The organism is Pseudoalteromonas sp. CO348, assembly GCF_004208845.1.
GTDB classification, from domain to species: Bacteria; Pseudomonadota; Gammaproteobacteria; order Enterobacterales; family Alteromonadaceae; genus Pseudoalteromonas; species Pseudoalteromonas maricaloris.
The window spans coordinates 255439-274157 of sequence record NZ_SGPI01000012.1; the positions used below are offsets into that span (position 1 = coordinate 255439).

The following is an 18719-nucleotide window of genomic DNA, read 5'->3' on the forward strand; positions in this document are numbered from 1 at the left end:
TGCTGGCATGATTTTTTTAGGTTAAAGAATGGAATTAGTATTACCCGATCACATTAAGTTTAGTCAAAGCTTGGCTGCTCCCATCGATATCAACTTGAGTGATTCCTGCGCTCAAGGCACCACGCTTGGTGAACTTATTGAGCTTGGTGGCGGCAAAATGCCAGATATTGAACTGGGTTACAACCCGATTGCGGGCAGTGAAGGGCTAAAAGCGGCGATTAAAGCTTATCATCTGCCGACGACTGCATGTGTGGATCTTAATCAAATTGTGACGTTTAGCGGTGCTCAAGAAGCTATTTTCACTACGATGGCGCAATTACTAGACCCACAAGATGAGGTGGTGGTCTGCACACCAAGTTACCCATCGCTTGCAACACTCCCCAAACAGTTTGGCGCTATCGTCAACACGGTGCCATTGCGAGAAGAGAGCAACTGGCAGTTTGATATAGAAAGACTCAAAAACGCAGTGACGACAAAAACCAAACTCATTATCGTCAATGCCCCTCATAATCCAACGGGCACAGGCTTGACTGACAAAGAAGTTGGACAAATACAGCAGCTAGCAGAGCAGTGTGGTGCTTACATTTTAAGTGATGAAGTATCAGCACAGAGCCATGGCGATGACCGCGCAGTAAGTGGGCGCTTTTCGGCTTATCCGCGGTCGATTACGTTAGGCGTATTATCTAAAAGTATGGGCTTACCTGGGATCCGAGTAGGGTGGGCAATTTGCGGTTCGAAAGCACTAGCAGATGCGCTGTTGGCCGGTAAAAGCTACTTAAGCATTTGTGGCAGTAAAGTGGATGATTTATTGGCGACGACCGCATTACTGCATAGTGAAACTATCTTAGCGCATAATACGAAAATCATCGCAAATAACGTCCAATTGATGCGTGAATTTGTCAGTTTATACTCGCAAAAAGTGACTTGGGTTGAGCCTCGTGGAGGTGTGTTGTCATTGCTGAAGATTAATTCAGTAAGGGACTCTGAAAAGTGGTCACGTCAATTTGCAGAGACCTCGAACACGCTATTGTTACCCGCAAAGTTATTTCTATTGGAGAGCGAGTGCCACTTTCGTTTAGGTACGGGTAAGCGTAACTTTGCCGCTGGTTTGGCAAGACTCGAAACATACCTCTAAATTAATCCAGCATTCAAACTAAGCGTCTATGATAGGTAGTGTTATTTTCAATTAATGCAGGAAAGGAAAAACCTATGGTAAACGTTAAACATTTAATGGCTGGCTTTTTGGCCGTCATGCTTAGTGCATGTGCTTCAATGGGCGATGGTGACAAGGTTGAAAAGCAACGTGCCATCCTAGATATGAAAAACGATGTACTTACTCAGCTTTACAGCAAAAAGCCAGATACGCGTTCGCAAATTGCGGCAGCGCCGGGCTATGCTGTTTTTTCTAATGCCAATATTAATCTGCTATTTGTTGCAGCTGGAACAGGTTACGGTGTCGTACATGATAATACGGTAGGAAGTAACACTTATATGAATATGGCTGAAGGTGGTGTAGGCCTTGGTCTAGGTGTAAAAGATTATCGTATTGTGATGGTATTCCATACTCCTGAAGCAATGAATAAGTTTGTGACCTCAGGCTGGACGTTTGGCGGAAATGCAGATGCTGCGGCGAAAGCGGCTAAAAAAGGTGCATCGGTAGAAGGCGAAGCCTATTATGGCGATGTTACAGTGTACACCTTTACTGAAAGTGGCTTGGCACTGCAAGCAACAGTAAAAGGCACTAAGTTCTGGAAAGATAAAGAACTAAATTAAGATGATCTAATAACGATTTTAGAGAAAAGCCCCGCAAGTCGGGGCTTTTTGTGTATTATTCTTTGATTTCTGTAGCGTTGACACTTTTCTCAAAACGCCTGTTTAACAATTGGCAGACGATAGTCAGCACAATGGCAGCGAACATAAAGCTTGAGAATGGCAAAGGTGACTCAGGAACCGCGAGTGCAAGTAAAGGGCCGACCAAAGCGCCACTACCAAATCGTAGCGTGCCTATCACCGCGGTTGCGGTACCGGTTTGATGTTCAAAACTCAGTAATATCAGTGCATCAGCGTTGCTGGCAATGATCCCCAAACTCATCATCAAAGGTGCAATAGCAGAAGCTAGCACCCAAACCGAGACTGATTGGCTACTGAGTATGACTAAGATCGTGGAGCAGACGACACCAATCACAAGACCGATATTGAGCATTCTCCTAGAACCAAGCCTTGGCACTAAACGCGTGTTGGCAAAGTTACCGAGCATCAATGCAATCACATTCATGGCGAATAACACTCCAAACAGCTGCTCCGACACGCCATAATACTCAAGATAAATAAATGAAACTGAGGTTAAAAAACAAAAGAATGCGAATGATGCCAGCATCGAAGAAAGAATATCGTAGCGGGCCTTCTTTTGTGTTAACACAATACGATAGCTTTTTAAGAAAAACGATAAGCTAAGCGGTACATCGGCTTTGGTCGGAATTGCAATACAGAAAAACTGTAATGCGATGATAACGAGTATTGCATAAACCGCTAAAAACCAAAAAATGGCGTGCCAATCAAAGTACAACAAGATCAACGCACCAAGTGAGGGAGCAATTAGTGGCGCAATCATCATGATCATCGAAACATAAGACATCCCTTTGGCTGTGTGTTCTTTGTAATAATAGCGGATCACACCTGGTACAACGACTGTTGCTGCGGCACCACAAAATGCTTGAACGACCCGTAAGAAGCAAAACATATCGATGTCATTCGTTAGCGCAAGCCCAATTGACGATGCGGTAAAACCGACCAAGCCCCAAATAGATAACGTCTGCCTTGAGAATCTATCTGCAAGGGGGCCAAACACCATCATGCCGACAGCATAACCTGCTAAATAGCTACTAAGAGAAACCTGCACTTGCTCAAGCGGGCTATTCAAGCTATCTGCAATCGCGAGCATCGCAGGTAGGTACAAGTCGATAGCCAAAGGCGTTATCGCGACAATACTAGCCAGTAATGGCAAGAGTATTGCTGGGAGTGTTGATGACTTCATATGTTGGTATTGTTACCTTGTTAATGTTAAGCAGAATAAATACACCAATCAGAGACGCTTTATATGAAGATGGAACTCGGTGCACTAGAGTAGAGCAACGAAAAGACGGCGTTCTGATCAGCAGAAGTTCATGAAAAATTTTTTATATTGTACTAAGTTAGTCTCGTTAAGTGACGAAATTGCGGTAAACTTAGAGAAACTTAAGTTATAAAATAAGAAAAGGAACAAGTTATGAAAAAACTGGTTCTCGCGATAGCTGTGGCGGCAACGCTTGCTGGCTGCAAAACATCGCCTACCGGACGCACTCAGTTAGCACTCTATTCCGAGCAGCAAATGGACCAAATGGGTGTTGCAAGCTTTGAACAAATGAAGCAAGAGCAAAAAGTCGATACTGATGCTAAAACCAATCGCTATGTTAAGTGTATTGCAAATGCCTTGATAGCACAACTCCCAACAAACTACGCAAACCAGCAATGGGAAGTCGTGGTCTTTGAAGATGACTCTGCTAATGCATTTGCACTACCCGGCGGTAAAATCGGGGTTCATACGGGGATTCTCAAAGTTGCAGAAAACCAAGATCAACTTGCTGCGGTGATGGGTCATGAAGTAGGGCACGTTATTGCTGAACACGCTAATGAGCGCGTATCGCAAAACAGTGTGTTGCAGTTTGGCCTGCAAGCAGGTGCGGCGGTGCTTGAAATGAATAATATCGAATATCGCAATGCCATTATGCAGGGATTAGGTCTTGGCGCGCAGTATGGTGTGGCACTGCCATTTAGCCGCTCTCATGAAAGCGAAGCGGATGTTATCGGCTTAGACCTAATGGCTAAGGCTGGCTTTAATCCTGAAGGCTCGGTTGCGCTTTGGCAAAATATGGCGAAAATGAGCGAACAGCGTCCACCAGAATTTATGTCGACGCACCCTGCGCCTGAAAATCGAATTAAGCAATTACAAGCAAACATGACAACTGCCCAAGCAACCGCTAACAAAGCGCGTACGGGTGGTTTTGCACCAAGCTGTAAACGCTAATTTCTCAAAACACCAATTACCCTTCAGTTAAGTGTAATTGGTGTTGCCTTCCGTTTCACACATCAGCATAAATAGCCGTAACTCTAGCTCAAGTTGATGATAGTGGGGTTCCATATGCTGACAAAGCTTGTAAAACGCCTTGTTATGGTCTTTCTCTTTAAAGTGCGCTAGCTCGTGTACAACCAACGCTCGTAGCACCGCCTCGGGAGCGTATTTTAACTGTGCTGCGATGTGTATTTGATGCGACGTCTTTTGTTTTTGCCCGTGTCGTGTGGTTTTGAACGTATGGGTTCCTAACGCATTCAATACCATATTGTTGCGCTTCTCAAACTTGGCCTGCGATACCCGTGGGGTATTTTTTAAGTATTGCTGTCTTAATCCTTCTACATATTCGTAAAGTAGCTTATCGCTTTTGATTTGATGCGGTTCAGGATAGCGGCTTTTGAAAAAAGCACTGAGTCGCTTGCTCTCTATTAATTGAGTGACTTGAGTCTGGACTTGCTCTGAGTAGTTTAAAAAATAGGGGTGGGACATTAAAACAGCGCCTCTTGCTTTGCTTCTTTTTCAGCGGGGAATGGATTGCTTACTTGATGATGTATCTCTAAATCAGCGATAAATTGTCTTGCTAAAAATGGCGCATCAAAATTGTCTGCGGTATGGAAAAACACATAAGGTGATTTACCTTCGCTGAGCCATTGATTGAGTTTAGTTAACCAAGGCTGATAAAAGTCTCTATTAGACTCAAGCTGAGAGCAACCAACAAATCGCAGAATAGGGCTGTCTCCCGTGGCAATAGCATGCACAGGTAATCGCGGCTTTTTTTGCTGTGCATCTACTATCGCAGGGGTACTGGCTGGCTCGCTAAAAAGTGCGCGAGTATCCATCACGATGCGGTTGTAGTTATTTTCGATTAAATATTGGTTGTATCTGCGCTCAGCATCGCCTTTGCGATAAAAGTCCCAATGCCGTACTTCAACACCAACAGTTAGCGCTTTGGGCAACCAAGATAAAAATTGTCGCATTTTATTTATATGTTCAGGCGCAAACTGCGCAGGTAATTGCAGCATTAATACGCCTAATTTTGGAAACAGCGGCGCCATGTTTTTACACCAAGCCAATAATTCATCTTGGCAGTGGCTAAGTGCCATTTCATGACTAAAACGCTTAGGAATTTTAAACGTAAAGCGAAAGTCATCGGGCACTTGTTCTAGCCATTTTAATACGGTCTGCGGATTTGGATCGGCATAAAAAGTTGTATTGCCTTCAACGCTATTAAAAATTTGGCCATACTCTTTGAGCATATTTGTGGCACTACAATGGCTGGAAAATACTCGACCTTTCCAGTGTGCGCTACTCCATTGTGGGCAACCCAGATACAACATAGTGATCAAAACAACGATTAAATGTGTGAATAGTGTATCAGATCCTTAGATTGAGGATGACAATGCAGCGTATTTTTATATAATTGGCGGTTATTGAAAATGAGTCTTAGCGACTGGCTTACCAATACTGTAAATTCATATTGTGTGGTGAGAAGTGATTAGTCGTAAGAGCAAACTGGACTGACAGGAATTTTATGCGCTCTATATACTGCGGAAAACTAAATAAGAGCCATGTAGATCAGGAAGTTGAACTATGTGGTTGGATCAATAAACGTCGTGACCTTGGCGGCCTAATCTTTGTCGATTTAAGAGATAGAGAAGGGCTTGTGCAAGTGGTATTCGATCCTGAAGTGGAAGGCTTAATGGATAAAGCGAATACGTTGCGCCAAGAGTTCTGTGTTCAGATCAAAGGTGTTGTCCGTGCGCGTCCTGAAAGCCAAGTAAACAAAGACATGGCAACCGGTGAAGTTGAGATCTTAGGCACTGGCTTAACCATTATCAACCGTTCAGAACCATTACCGCTTGACTTCAATCAGCAAAACTCTGAAGAGCGTCGTCTTAAGTACCGTTATTTAGACCTACGCCGTCTAGAAATGAGCGATCGCATTAAGATGCGTGCTAAAGCGAGTAGCTTCGTGCGTCGTTTCTTGGATGAAAATGCATTCTTAGACATTGAAACGCCAGTACTAACGAAAGCGACACCTGAAGGTGCACGCGACTATCTAGTACCAAGTCGTGTTCACAAAGGCAGTTTCTATGCGCTACCGCAGTCGCCGCAGCTATTTAAGCAGCTGCTAATGATGTCTGGCTTTGACCGCTATTATCAAATCGTAAAATGTTTCCGTGATGAAGACTTACGTGCAGATCGCCAGCCTGAGTTCACTCAGATAGATATCGAAACGTCATTTATGAGCTCAGATCAAGTTCGTGGCGTGACAGAAAAAATGATCCGTGAAATGTGGCAGTCTTTCCTAGACGTTGATTTGGGTGAGTTCCCTGTGATGCCATACAGCGAAGCGATGAGCAAATATGGTTCAGATAAACCAGACCTACGTAACCCGCTTGAGCTTATCGACGTTGCAGACATCGTAAAAGATGTTGAATTTAAAGTACTAAGCGGCCCTGCGAACGACGAAAAAGGTCGTGTTGCAGTACTGTCAGTACCAGGTGGCGCACAACTTTCACGTAAGCAAATCGATGAATACACTAAGTTTGTAGGTATTTACGGTGCGAAAGGCCTTGCATGGATGAAAGTGAATGACCGTGAGGCGGGTATCGAAGGCGTACAGTCACCAATCGCTAAGTTCTTGAATGAAGAAGTGATCAATGCACTGCTTGAACGCACAGGCGCAAACACAGGTGACATTATTCTATTCGGCGCAGACAAGCGTAATACTGTAAACGAAGCCATGGGCGCGCTACGTCTGAAGATTGGTCTTGATTTAGAAATCACTGATCTAACTAAATGGGCACCACTTTGGGTTGTTGACTTCCCGATGTTTGAAGAAGACGACGAAGGTAACTTACACGCGGTACACCACCCGTTTACTGCGCCTAAAGGCGTAAGTGCTGCGGACCTTGAAGCAAATCCAGCAGGTACACTTTCTGATGCATACGATATGGTACTTAACGGCTACGAAGTCGGTGGCGGTTCGGTTCGTATTCACAACAACGAAATGCAACAGGCGGCGTTTAGGATCCTAGGCATTGAAGAGTCTGAACAGCAAGAGAAGTTTGGTTTCTTACTCGATGCTCTGAAGTATGGCACGCCTCCGCACGCAGGTTTGGCATTCGGTCTTGACCGTTTGGTGATGCTACTGTGTGGCACTGACAACATCCGTGACGTTATTGCGTTTCCGAAAACAACGCAAGCGTCGTGCTTGATGACGGATGCGCCAAGCCCTGCAAACCCAGATGCGCTAAAAGAGCTTGCTATCTCGATAGAAAAGCAACTAGCAGAGCAAGGTGAAGGCGAGTAAGTTCGTCAACCGAATATAAAAGAGGCGACTTAGGTCGCCTCTTCAATTTTTTAAGCACTAACTAAGGACAAGCGCCTTCCATACTAAAATATGGCTTGCCCCACGGGTCATAGTAAGTCCATGTACAGGTTTGAGGACCGCTGATACCACCAAAACCTCGTCCAGGGATCCTATCGTAACCTTTACCAAGGTTGACAGGATCATGTCCGCCGCCACCGCCACCGGCTATACTCGCTTCAAGATGTTTATTTAATACTTCAAGCATACAGTTAGAAACGTTAGCAGGTCTCGACCTTCTCATATCTTTAATTCTACTGCCGCCAAGAAAAGACGCATGTTCTGCAAGCTCAAAGTCTAGTCCTGTTCCTCTTGGGCCTTTGAAAATGTCGTAGACTATGGTGTGATCTCCGTTGACGGAATCTGCAAATGTTACACTCACTGAGCGAGTTTGAGGGACATACTGCCAGCTCCCGCCAAGCCCTACACCACCTTTACTTACAGAAAAGTTGAGTGCGGTCATTTGCTTTGTTTCAAATGCCCCATCAACACTTCCGTATTCCTGTTGAAATTTATTTACCAAGCTTTTATGCAAGTTTGCTCTAGCATGTCCATCATAAGCAAAGTGGGCTGCGCGGGTGATCGGCTCATTTTCACAGTTATTCGGTGATGCTGAAGCTGTTGAAAATCTCTGCGTAAGCGCCTCTGAGAGCAAAGATGTTTGCATCGTTTGAGATTGATACTGGTCATTCACTAGTGACACTGCTCTATCCCAAGCTGCATAATACCTTAATAATTCGTCTGCAAGGTTATTCGCATCAGCTGGTAGGTTTTTTTCTGTTGTATTAAGTGTTAACTCGTTACGAAACTTACCTTGGTTTGTGTGGTTGAGTTGGTAGTACCACTTTTGGCCTGAGTTCGCATTAATAATTAGTACGTCTCGCGGTTGTGAGTAACACTCTTGAGTATAATCCCAACCGAATGGTCCATTTATCTTACACTCCACCGTAGGTGGATATTTTTTGGCAAAGTCGATGGCATTTCCTGCACTACATGAGTAGCAAATTTCGGTTTGATACTGAGTAATAGCCGCATTTGCAGATACAGAAATCCCCATACCACTAGCTGTTAACGCTCCGTAAAGTAATGCTTTTATCGAGTTTCTTTCCATTGAATTTCCTTTTAGTTCACTCTTCAGTTCATGAAGTTGTTTTTATGTTATCACGGTGTTTTTATTTTGGAAACATTATGGTTGTGCTCTATCTAAATTACCAATACTTCACCTAACTGGTATTAAAATGATGATAGTTAGGCAAACCGAAAAACTTAAGTTGGTAAAGCAGAGTAGGGTTACAACTTAACTGGTAATGCTACTGTGTGGCACTGACAATATTCGTGATGTGATTGCATTCCCGAAAACAACGCAAGCGTCGTGCTTGATGACGGATGCGCCAAGCCCTGTCAACCCAGATCTTGCTATCTCAATAGAAAAGCAGCTAGCAAAGCAAGGTGAAGGCGAGTAAATTCGTCAACCGAATATAAAAGAGGCGACTTAGGTCGCCTCTTCAATTTTTAAGCACTAACTAAGGACAAGCGCCTTCCATACTAAAGTATGGCTTTCCCCATGGGTCATAGTAAGTCCATGTACAGGTTTGAGGACCGCTGATACCACCAAAACCTCGTCCAGGGATCCTATCGTAACCTTTACCAAGGTTGACAGGATCATGTCCGCCGCCGCCGCCACCGGCTATACTCGCTTCAAGATGTTGATTTAATACTTCGAGCATACAGTTAGAAACGCTAGGGGGTCTCGACGTTCTCAAATCTTTAATCGCATGGCCACCAAGAAAGCTCATGGCTTCGTTAAGCTCAATGTCTAAACCAACACCTCTAGGTCCGGGAAGTACATTATAGACAATAGTATGATTACCGTTTGCAGGGTCATGGAAATTTACACGGGTCGAGCGGTTTATTGGTACATATTGCCAACTGCCAGATAGCGCTGCAGCGCCTCTGCTCACAGAATAGCTTAATGCGGTCATTTGTGTTGTTTCGAAAGAGCCTTTAATGCTACCGTATTCCTGTTCAAGTGCGCTAGCTAGGCTTCGTCGTAAGTTTGCTTTTGCGGTAATATTGTAAGCAAAATTAGCTGCGCGAGTAACTGGCTCATTTTCACAGTTGTTTGGTGACTCTGAAGCTACTGAAATCCGACTTTTAAGGGCCTGAATAAGTAAATTCGATTGTACTGACTTAGACTGATATTCAGCGCTAACTTTAGACACTGCTCTATCCCAAGCTGCATAATACCTTAATAATTCGTCTGCAAGGTTATTCGCATCAGCTGGTAGGTTTTTTTCTGTCGTATTAAGTATTAACTCGTTACGAAACTTACCTTGGTTTGTGTGGTTGAGTTGGTAGTACCACTTTTGGCCTGAGTTCGCATTAATAATTAGTACGTCTCGCGGTTGTGAGTAACACTCTTGAGTATAATCCCAACCGAATGGTCCATTTATCTTACACTCCACCGTAGGTGGATATTTTTTGGCAAAGTCGATGGCATTTCCTGCACTACATAAGTAGCAAATTTCGGTTTGATACTGAGTAATAGCCGCATTTGCAGATACAGAAATGCCCATACCACTAGCTATTAACGCTCCGTAAAGTAATGCTTTTATCGAGTTTCTTTTCATTGAATTTCCTTTTAGTTTACTCTTAAGTTTATGAAGTTGTTTTTATGTTGTCACGGTGTTTTTATTTTGGAAACATTATGATTGTGCTCTATCTAAATTACCAATACCTCACCTAACTGGTATTAAAATGATGATAGTTAGGCAAACCGAAAAACTTAAGTTGGTAAAGCAGAGTAGGGTTACAACTTAACTGGTAATCTATACAGTATTTTGGCATTATAACCAAAAAACCAAGAGACGATGCGTTTGGCTGTCATTTTAGGAATTGATCCAGGGTCAAGATTTACAGGCTATGGTGTGATTGCTCATCAAGGTGCAAAGTTCCAATATTTGGGGAGCGGTTGCATTAAAGTTGGTGAACATGACTTTCCCACTCGATTAAAAATGATCTATCAAGGGATCACACAGCTCATAGAGCAGTTTTCGCCGAGCGACTTTGCGATTGAGCAAGTGTTCGTTGCGCATAATCCAAGTTCAGCCTTAAAACTTGGTCAAGCGCGAGGTGCGGCCATTGTTGCAGCGACCATGCAGTCAGTGGTTGTGAGTGAATATTCGGCAAGGCAAGTTAAACAAGCCGTTGCGGGTACCGGTGGTGCAGACAAAGCCCAAGTACAGGAAATGGTAAAGCGCATATTAAAGCTGCCTGGCACACCCCAAGCTGATGCTGCAGATGCGTTGGCGGTGGCGATTTGTCACGCGCACTCAAGGCAAAACTTAATAAAAATGGCAGGCGCAGCGCGTAAAACCGTAAGAGGAAGGTTGAGATAACCATGATAGGAAAATTAAGCGGAACACTGTTAGAAAAGCAGCCACCAGAGATATTAATTGATGTTGCAGGTGTAGGTTATGAAGTGCAAATGCCTATGACTTGTTTTTATGAATTACCGAGCGTGGGCGAGCCGGTTTCAGTATTTACTCACTTTGTAGTACGTGAAGATGCGCAGTTACTGTTTGGTTTTAATACCAAGATCGCACGTGCATTGTTTAGAACGTTAATTAAAGCGAACGGAGTCGGTCCAAAGCTCGGACTTGCAATTTTGTCTGGCATGTCTGCAGAGCAATTTGTTAGCTGCGTGAATCATGGCGATGCAACGACTTTGGTTAAGATCCCAGGAGTTGGTAAAAAGACCGCTGAGCGCCTAGTGCTTGAAATGAAAGATAAGCTAAAAGACTTTGGCAATGACTTACTCACACCGTTTAGCGATGCCGCTGTACTTGCGCCGCAAGAGCATCCGACGGTAAGTGATACCCCAGCAGATGAAGCGATTGCAGCCTTAATGGCATTAGGGTATAAACAAGTTCAAGCACAAAAAGCGGTAAAAGCCGTAAACAGAGAAGGCATGACGACCGAGAGTATCATTAAAGACGCTCTTAAATCGATGATGTAACTATGATTGAAGCAGATAGATTAATTGAACCTGAGATCCAAGGTAATGAAGATTTAGTTGATAGGGCGATTAGACCTAAATTACTAAATGATTATACTGGTCAGCCACATGTCAAAAAGCAAATGGAAATTTTTATTGCGGCGGCACGTTCAAGACAGGAAGCCTTAGATCACTTGCTGATATTTGGTCCGCCGGGTTTAGGTAAAACCACGCTTGCGAACATTGTCGCAAACGAGCTTGAGGTTAATATTAAAACCACCTCGGGACCTGTGCTTGAAAAAGCGGGAGATTTAGCTGCGTTGCTCACTAACCTTGAAGAAGGGGATGTGTTATTTATTGATGAGATCCATCGTTTAAGTCCTCAGGTGGAAGAAATTCTCTATCCTGCGATGGAAGACTATCAATTGGACATCATGATTGGTGAAGGCCCTGCAGCACGCTCAATTAAACTGGATTTACCACCTTTTACTTTGGTTGGCGCAACGACACGTGCCGGCTCGTTAACCTCACCATTGAGAGACCGCTTTGGTATTGTGCAGCGCTTGGAGTTTTACTCGGTTGCGGATTTGTCTTCGATTGTGACTCGCTCAGCGTATCATTTAAATCTAGAGATCAGCGAGTCGGGCGCAACTGAAGTGGCGCGTCGAGCGCGCGGTACACCACGAATAGCAAATCGTTTACTACGCAGGGTAAGAGACTTTGCTGAAGTGAAGGGCGATGGCTCTATCACTGAAGACATTGCGCACTTAGCGCTGGATATGGTCGATGTTGATAAATGTGGCTTCGATTATATGGACCGCAAATATCTGCTGGCAATCATAGAAAAGTTTACTGGTGGCCCGGTTGGTCTGGATAACCTTGCTGCGGCAATTGGAGAAGAAAAAGAAACCATCGAAGATGTGATAGAACCATTTTTGATCCAACAAGGCTTTATTCAACGCACGCCAAGAGGACGTATTGTCTCTGACAAAGCCTATATGCATTTTGAGCTAAGCAAGCCAGAATGATCTAAGTTGGGTAATAAACACCTTTATTCTTCATAATAGCCGAGTATTCACTCGGCTATTTCATTTCTACACTCACTTATTGCTAATCGCGTTTGCACAAATCTATTATTTTGTGTCAGCTAAATTCAGGCAAGATCCATCACTGCTGAAGTAATTTACCTGAGCTTCGGATAATTAATGCCTTTCTAGCAGCCAGTTTTAGCGCTAACTGCGTTGAATTCACTTCCAATAGCCAGCTATTGGTGCGTAAATTCGCCTAGTTTCCCCCTAAAACTTTCTGGCTAGACAAGGAGGTAAATTAAGTTGCCCCTTAACAACAAGGAGTGAGAACCTTTCTTATCTAAACCTCAGGTAAATTTATCTCGACCTGTGTGGGCTATACCGTTGCTTAAACTATTTGTAGATTGTCTCGTCCTTTAAACCAAGCGCTAAATAAAAACCGCAAAATGACCGAGTGTTAAAGAAAATGTGGAGCGTAATAAGGAGCTCGCACCAAATTTCAGGCAAAAAAAAGCCCGCAAATAATGCGGGCAAAACAACAAGTTGAAGGAAGTAATCCAGGGAACAAGATGAGTTACTTTGGGTTTTATCCACAAAATGCATCATCTAAGCAATACGAAAAATCAGAATCCTATTGCAAGTAACTGTGCTTTGCTGAAACTTCAGCTGCTCGCTCAGTACAGGGTGTATATTAAAGAGGTTTTAGTTTTTCATCAAACTAGAAAAATTCTTTTTTCAGATAAAAAAAACTAATATCAGAATTTTTGTTGAGGTTAAAAAGTGAGCTTAAACGTGGTGATGTATTTGTGTAAGTTTATGTAAAATATAGTTTTGTATGTTAAATGCGCAAAATGTAAATATTAGATAATCTGTTGTTAATTGGTAAGACCAATCTGTTTTTTGAGGTTTTATTCTCTATTTGTGCATAAAACTCCTATTTTATGCAGTTTTGAGTCATATTTAGAGACTGTGATGGAGATTGTCGAATTTGCTTAAGTTTGGGTAAAGCAAAGGGAGTTAAACTGTTTAGCTCTATTTATCGTCAAATACAATGAATTCGCAGTATTGAGATTGTAAGGTATTTATAGTGTGGTTAAACTAGCTGAACCTTTTGGTAGTAAATCTAGTCTATCTCTAGATATTGCTCGGTAGAGCGCAAGAATATAAATGGCTACCATTGCCGAAACACTTTTGGGAGTATAATAACGTGGAATCGGGACTAAATTTTGTCGATCTAATTTTAAAAGCCAGCTTTTTGGTACAACTTGTTATGTTGACCCTGGTGGGATTGTCTATTGCTTCTTGGGCAATTATTTTTCAACGTAAAACTGTCATTTCTCAAGCCCAAAGCCAATCAAAGAATTTCGAGCAAAAATTTTGGTCCGGTATGGATCTTAGCAAACTCTATAATGAAATAGCTGCAAGGACTGGTAGCGCGTCAGGACTAGAAGCGCTATTTGTATCTGGCTTTAAAGAGTTTGCAAAGCATAAAAAAGGCAATATCCAATCCCCTTCAATTGTTGTTGAAGGTACTCACCGTTCAATGCGTGTCGCGCTTTCTCGTGAAATCGAAAAGTTAGAATCAAGCCTTTCTTTTTTAGCAACAGTTGGCTCTATCAGTCCTTACATCGGTCTTTTTGGTACCGTTTGGGGGATCATGAATGCTTTCATCGCGCTTGGCGAAGTGAAACAAGCGACACTGCAAATGGTTGCACCAGGTATTGCTGAGGCGTTGATTGCAACAGCCATGGGTCTGTTTGCGGCAATTCCAGCGGTTATGGCGTATAACCGATTTGCCAAAAATGTAGAAAAGCTAGAAACTCAGTACATTAACTTTATGGAAGAGTTCGCTAATATTCTTTATCGTCAGGCTGCAACACAAGTAGAGGCAAAACAAAATGTATCAGCGTAAGAGACGTCGTCCCGTCGCGGAGATCAACGTCGTTCCTTATATTGATGTTATGTTGGTGCTGTTAATCATTTTTATGGCAACGGCTCCACTTATCCAGCACGGCGTAAAAGTAGACTTACCTCAGATGGAAGAGTCTGAATTGGTTGAAACCAAAGACTCGCCACCGATTATTGCCACCATTGATGCTGAAGGTCGCTATTTTGTGACTGTTGGTACGGACCCTGAAGCACCAATGGATGCTGTAGAAGTAGCTGCGGTGATTAAACTTAAGTTAGAACAAAATCCAGATACCCCTGTAATGATTAAAGGTTCAGGTAGAGTGTCGTATCAAGAAGTCCTTTATTTAATGGATTTCTTGAAAAAAGCGGGTGTTCCTTCTGTTGGCCTAATGACTAAATCATTTGAGGATGAGTAATGAGTTCATTATCTAGCAGTGTAGTTAAGTCAGTATTGCTTCATGGCGCGATTGGCGGTCTGCTATTTGCTACGGCAAATTTTCAAGTCGAAACACCTACTGTGATGGAAGTCACCTTAAATCCACAGCAAAAAGATCAAAAGCCTGAAAGGGCGGTTTCTGCAGTGTCGGTTGATCAGCAAGCGGTTGAGAAAAAGATTGCTGATTTAAAAAAGCGTGAAGAAGAAAAGCAAGCTGCTGAAGATCGCCGTATTCGCGATCTTGAACAGCGTGCGCAGCAAGCCAGAAAAGACCGCGAAGCCGAAGCGCGGCGCATTAAAAAGCTGGAGCAAGAGCGTCAAGCTAAGTTGGAAGAGACTCGCCAAGCTGAGGCGCAAGCCAAACGCGCTCGCGAAATTGAGAAAAAACAACGTGAGCAGGCTGATAAAGCGAGAGCTGAAAAAGCCGCTGCGGAAGAAGCTGCTAAAAAGGCTGCAGCTCAGCGCCAAGCTGAGGAAGATCGCTTAAGAAAAGCTGAAGAGGCGAGGAAACGTCGCGAAGCTGAGGAAAAACGAAAAGCGGAAGAAGCCGAGCGTCAACGTCAAAAGGCACTTGAAGAACAAATGCTGCGTGACCAGCTTGCGAAAGAGCAGGCAGCAAGAGCGAAGATCCGTCAACAGCAAGTATTGAGTGAAGTGGATAAGTTTAAAGCACTTATCATGCAACGCATTCAGGCCAACTTGCTTATCGATGAAACAATGAAAGGTAAACAATGCCGAGTAAACATTCGCCTAGCCTTTAACGGCCTTGTGACGCATGTAGAGTCATTGGGCGGCGACAAGCTAGTTTGTGAAGCTGCTATCCGTGCTGTGAAAATGGCAGATACTTTACCTGTTTCTAAAGATAAAGACGTGTTTGAGCAGCTTAAGAATATCAATTTAACAATTAAACCAAATTTTTAAAGGACGAACATGCTAAAGAAGTTCACAACCTTATTGCTGGTTTTTACTCTGGGTGTATCACAGTTTGCGCAAGCCGCACTTGAAATTGTGATAACAGAAGGGGTAGACAGTGCTAGACCCATCGCAATTGTACCATTTAAATATAATGGCACTGGTGAAATGCCGTCGAGTTTAAGTGACGTTATTTCTGCAGACTTGATGCGCAGCGGTAAATTTAAGCCTGTTGCCGAGGCTGACATGCCTCAATTACCAACCACTGACTCGGAAATCGACTACGCTGCATGGGTTGATGCGGGGGTTGAAGCGGTAGTTGTAGGCACCGTGACCCAGCAATCTGCTGGACGCTACTTGGTAAAGTATGAACTGATTGACGTGATCAGAGCACAGCTGACCGGTGGTGAAACTCGCATTATGTCAAATGGTCGCTTAATGCAAAGCGACGACCATGTGCTCGAAGGACGCCAAAGTATTGTCAGCAGTACAGGCTTTAGAAACTATGCGCACCAAATCAGTGATGTTGTATATGAAGCCTTAACGGGTGAAAGAGGCGCATTTAGAACTAAGATTGCCTACGTCATCGTACGTGACGGCCAAGATAAGCCATACCAGTTAGTTGTTGCCGATTATGACGGTTACAACGAACAGGTGTTATTACGCTCAAAAGAGCCGTTAATGTCTCCTGCATGGTCGCCGGATGCAAACAAACTTGCGTACGTGACTTTTGAAAATCGCCAATCGCAAATCTACATTCAAGACATTTACACTGGGAAACGCGAACTCGTCACGAGTCACCCAGGTATTAATGGCGCTCCCCAGTTTTCTCCAGATGGAACTAAATTACTAGCTGTACTCTCTAAGGACTCAGGTGGTGCGACAGAAGTCTATCTTATCGACCTGAAAACCCGTCAAGAAACCCGCTTGACTCGTCACCGTAGTATAGATACTGAGCCTTCTTGGCATCCAAACGGTCAAGAAATTGTGTATACATCTGAAAGGGGTGGTAATGCTCAGATTTATAAGTTAAATTTAAAAACTGGTAGGTCTAAGCGAGTGACGTTCGACGGCGACATGAACTTAGCAGGTTCGATCACTCCAGATGGTAAACGTTTGATTATGGTTAACCGCACGCTGGGCCGTTACCACATTGCGAAAAAAGAATTAGATTCCGGGCTGTTTCAAGTGCTGACTCGTACGAGACTAGATGAGTCTCCAAGTATTGCACCAAATGGTTCGATGATAATATACAGCACCTTGCACAATAATAAGCAGGTATTGGCATTGGTGTCTATGGATGGTCGTTTCAAGGCAAGATTACCTGTCTTGGATGGTCAAGTTAAGGCACCAGCCTGGTCGCCGTTTTTACAGTAATTTTGCTGGTTAGATTTATAAAGATATAGGAATATACTCGATGCAACTTAACAAAACTCTAAAAGCCTTAATGGTCGCGTTGCCAGTGATGACACTTGCAGCATGTAGCTCATCTTCAAGTGTTGACGAGGGCGCGGCGAGCGAAAGCAATCAAGCGGCAACCAATCAAGATAACAACACTGTTGATGTAAATACTATTTCTCGTGAGAAATCTGCAGAAGAAAAACTACGTGAGAAATATGAAGCTCTACGTCAAGAACAGATCGTATACTTTGATTTTGATAAATCTACTATTCAGAGCAAATATGCTGAACTACTTCAAGCGCACGCTGATTTCCTAGTGAAAAATCCAAGCGTAAAAGTGCTTGTTGAAGGTCACGCAGACGAGCGTGGTACGCCTGAGTACAACATCGCACTAGGTGAGAGCCGTGGTAAAGCAGTGGCTAAGTATCTTCAAAGCCTTGGTGTTTCTGACAGCCAAATCTCTGTAGTGAGCTATGGTGAAGAGAAACCTTTAGTGAAGTCACGTACAGAAGAAGCATTCGCTAAGAACCGCCGCGCGGTATTAGTCTACTAAGAAAGAGTTATTATGAAGCCGAATACTATTTTGGCAGCATTCTTACTTATGAGCGGGAGCGCCCAAGTTTGGGCTGCTCCCGCTCCTGTTTCAGAAGCTGCAAATTCAAATCAAACACTAGAAGAACGTGTCTCTCAACTTGAGAGTATGATGAGAACCCGCAATTTGCTACAGGCTGAGTTACAGCAACAGCTTAATCTTTTGCAAGAAGAAGTAAGCCAAGTGCGCGGTGTGACGGAAGAGCAAAGCTATAAGCTTGAAAAAGTGCTACAACGCCAACGTGAGCTGTATCAAGAGATTGAAAATCGCGTTAGCCAAGCTTACGACCAGTCAAAAACAACTGCTGCGGTAACGCCAGATGTTACGCCCGAGCAAGCATTTAGCAGTAATTTGTCTGAAAATGAAGCGTACGACCGTACTGTAAACATGATAATGAAGGATAAGCGCTACGATGCGGCGATCCCTGAGTTTCAAAGTTTCTTGCAGCAGTATCCAAACTCAGTATATGTGCCGAACGCGCATTACTGGTTAGGTCAGCTATTCTTAATAAAATCTGACGATGGTAAAGCTAAGTCTCATTTTGCAACCGTTGTTGATAATTTCCCTGAATCGAATAAACGTCCAGAAGCGATGTTAAAGCTGGGTACTATTTTACATAAACAGGGACAAGCAGCAGAAGCGAAGACACTCCTCAATAAATTGATTAAAGAGTATCCAAGTACGACTCCTGCAAAATTGGCAACAGAGCGTTTAGCGAAGATGTAATTATCACTTTTTGAGCGGAGTGCCTTAAAATTAGGCGCTTAGTCATAAAAAGTGAAAAAAACTAGCTATTTCAGTTGCACTCAAAATTTAAATAAGTATTATAAGCGCCCGCAGCAGGCGATTGGTAACAAAAAACTGCTGCGTTAAGTGGGTCATTAGCTCAGTTGGTAGAGCAGTGGACTTTTAATCCATTGGTCGATGGTTCGAGTCCATCATGACCCACCACTTACAAGCA

The 18719-nt window shown here is 43.4% G+C and carries 19 protein-coding genes and 1 tRNA gene; 15 read left to right on the plus strand and 5 right to left on the minus strand.

Annotated features, from left to right (window positions below):
• The first annotated feature begins 28 nt into the window (after nt 1-28).
• The gene (locus EXT48_RS05755; RefSeq protein WP_130163840.1) at nt 29-1135 is read left to right on the plus strand and encodes an aminotransferase class I/II-fold pyridoxal phosphate-dependent enzyme; all 1107 of its coding nucleotides are present in this window, start codon (nt 29-31) and stop codon (nt 1133-1135) included.
• Nucleotides 1136-1209: 74 nt separating this feature from the next.
• Nucleotides 1210-1773 (plus strand): YSC84-related protein, encoded by a 564-nt coding sequence (locus EXT48_RS05760; RefSeq protein ID WP_010605134.1) that lies wholly within the window; start codon nt 1210-1212, stop codon nt 1771-1773.
• A 55-nt stretch (nt 1774-1828) separates the two neighbouring features.
• Here the strand turns inward: EXT48_RS05760 and EXT48_RS05765 are convergent, their stop codons facing one another.
• The gene (locus EXT48_RS05765) at nt 1829-3034 is read right to left on the minus strand and encodes a Bcr/CflA family multidrug efflux MFS transporter (protein WP_130163841.1); all 1206 of its coding nucleotides are present in this window, start codon (nt 3032-3034) and stop codon (nt 1829-1831) included.
• A 231-nt stretch (nt 3035-3265) separates the two neighbouring features.
• On the opposite strand from EXT48_RS05765, the gene EXT48_RS05770 reads away from it, so the two are divergent.
• Entirely contained in the window at nt 3266-4063 is a 798-nt protein-coding gene (locus EXT48_RS05770) for a M48 family metallopeptidase (RefSeq protein ID WP_039497298.1), read from the plus strand.
• A gap of 27 nt (nt 4064-4090) precedes the next feature.
• Here EXT48_RS05770 and EXT48_RS05775 read toward each other — a convergent pair whose 3' ends face one another.
• Both EXT48_RS05775 and EXT48_RS05780 read right to left on the minus strand, forming a co-directional pair.
• Nucleotides 4091-4597: a M48 family metallopeptidase gene (locus EXT48_RS05775; RefSeq protein WP_130163842.1), complete on the minus strand. Its 507-nt coding sequence runs from the start codon at nt 4595-4597 to the stop codon at nt 4091-4093.
• The gene (locus EXT48_RS05780; protein WP_158299115.1) at nt 4597-5445 is read right to left on the minus strand and encodes a DUF72 domain-containing protein; all 849 of its coding nucleotides are present in this window, start codon (nt 5443-5445) and stop codon (nt 4597-4599) included. Before EXT48_RS05780 ends, EXT48_RS05775 begins: the two co-directional genes overlap by 1 nt.
• Before the next feature lie 194 nt (nt 5446-5639).
• Between EXT48_RS05780 and aspS the strand changes: the two genes are divergently transcribed.
• Nucleotides 5640-7424 (plus strand): aspartate--tRNA ligase, encoded by a 1785-nt coding sequence (gene aspS / locus EXT48_RS05785; protein ID WP_130163843.1) that lies wholly within the window; start codon nt 5640-5642, stop codon nt 7422-7424.
• Between the two features lie 61 nt (nt 7425-7485).
• Here the strand turns inward: aspS and EXT48_RS05790 are convergent, their stop codons facing one another.
• Nucleotides 7486-8592, minus strand: a complete 1107-nt coding sequence (locus EXT48_RS05790) for a hypothetical protein (protein WP_130163844.1) — start codon at nt 8590-8592, stop codon at nt 7486-7488.
• A gap of 196 nt (nt 8593-8788) precedes the next feature.
• On the opposite strand from EXT48_RS05790, the gene EXT48_RS23700 reads away from it, so the two are divergent.
• On the plus strand, nt 8789-8944 hold the full coding sequence (locus tag EXT48_RS23700; protein ID WP_165384088.1) for a hypothetical protein: 156 nt from the start codon (nt 8789-8791) through the stop codon (nt 8942-8944).
• A gap of 60 nt (nt 8945-9004) precedes the next feature.
• Here EXT48_RS23700 and EXT48_RS05795 read toward each other — a convergent pair whose 3' ends face one another.
• Complete coding sequence (locus EXT48_RS05795; protein ID WP_130163845.1) at nt 9005-10111, minus strand: hypothetical protein; 1107 nt, start codon at nt 10109-10111, stop codon at nt 9005-9007.
• Between the two features lie 246 nt (nt 10112-10357).
• Between EXT48_RS05795 and ruvC the strand changes: the two genes are divergently transcribed.
• From ruvC to EXT48_RS05850, 10 genes are all read left to right on the plus strand, one after another.
• A complete protein-coding gene (gene ruvC, locus EXT48_RS05800) occupies nt 10358-10879 on the plus strand; it encodes a crossover junction endodeoxyribonuclease RuvC (protein WP_010605128.1) in 522 nt (173 codons plus the stop codon).
• 2 nt (nt 10880-10881) lie between these two features.
• Nucleotides 10882-11499 carry a Holliday junction branch migration protein RuvA gene (gene ruvA, locus EXT48_RS05805; RefSeq protein ID WP_010377584.1) on the plus strand — a complete coding sequence of 206 codons (618 nt, stop codon included), beginning with the start codon at nt 10882-10884 and terminating at the stop codon, nt 11497-11499.
• A gap of 2 nt (nt 11500-11501) precedes the next feature.
• Nucleotides 11502-12506, plus strand: a complete 1005-nt coding sequence (gene ruvB, locus EXT48_RS05810; RefSeq protein ID WP_045989767.1) for a Holliday junction branch migration DNA helicase RuvB — start codon at nt 11502-11504, stop codon at nt 12504-12506.
• A 1207-nt stretch (nt 12507-13713) separates the two neighbouring features.
• Nucleotides 13714-14418, plus strand: coding sequence for a protein TolQ (gene tolQ / locus EXT48_RS05820; protein WP_010377591.1), 705 nt, complete (start codon nt 13714-13716; stop codon nt 14416-14418).
• Nucleotides 14405-14833 (plus strand): protein TolR, encoded by a 429-nt coding sequence (gene tolR, locus EXT48_RS05825; RefSeq protein ID WP_010377593.1) that lies wholly within the window; start codon nt 14405-14407, stop codon nt 14831-14833. Before tolQ ends, tolR begins: the two co-directional genes overlap by 14 nt.
• Nucleotides 14833-15774: a cell envelope integrity protein TolA gene (gene tolA, locus EXT48_RS05830; protein ID WP_010605124.1), complete on the plus strand. Its 942-nt coding sequence runs from the start codon at nt 14833-14835 to the stop codon at nt 15772-15774. Before tolR ends, tolA begins: the two co-directional genes overlap by 1 nt.
• Before the next feature lie 9 nt (nt 15775-15783).
• Nucleotides 15784-17142: a Tol-Pal system beta propeller repeat protein TolB gene (tolB, locus tag EXT48_RS05835; protein WP_128727756.1), complete on the plus strand. Its 1359-nt coding sequence runs from the start codon at nt 15784-15786 to the stop codon at nt 17140-17142.
• A gap of 40 nt (nt 17143-17182) precedes the next feature.
• Nucleotides 17183-17719 carry a peptidoglycan-associated lipoprotein Pal gene (gene pal / locus EXT48_RS05840; protein ID WP_010605122.1) on the plus strand — a complete coding sequence of 179 codons (537 nt, stop codon included), beginning with the start codon at nt 17183-17185 and terminating at the stop codon, nt 17717-17719.
• 12 nt (nt 17720-17731) lie between these two features.
• Entirely contained in the window at nt 17732-18484 is a 753-nt protein-coding gene (ybgF, locus tag EXT48_RS05845; protein WP_130163846.1) for a tol-pal system protein YbgF, read from the plus strand.
• Between the two features lie 149 nt (nt 18485-18633).
• Nucleotides 18634-18709: transfer RNA gene (locus tag EXT48_RS05850), tRNA-Lys, on the plus strand.
• Nucleotides 18710-18719: the final 10 nt, after the last annotated feature.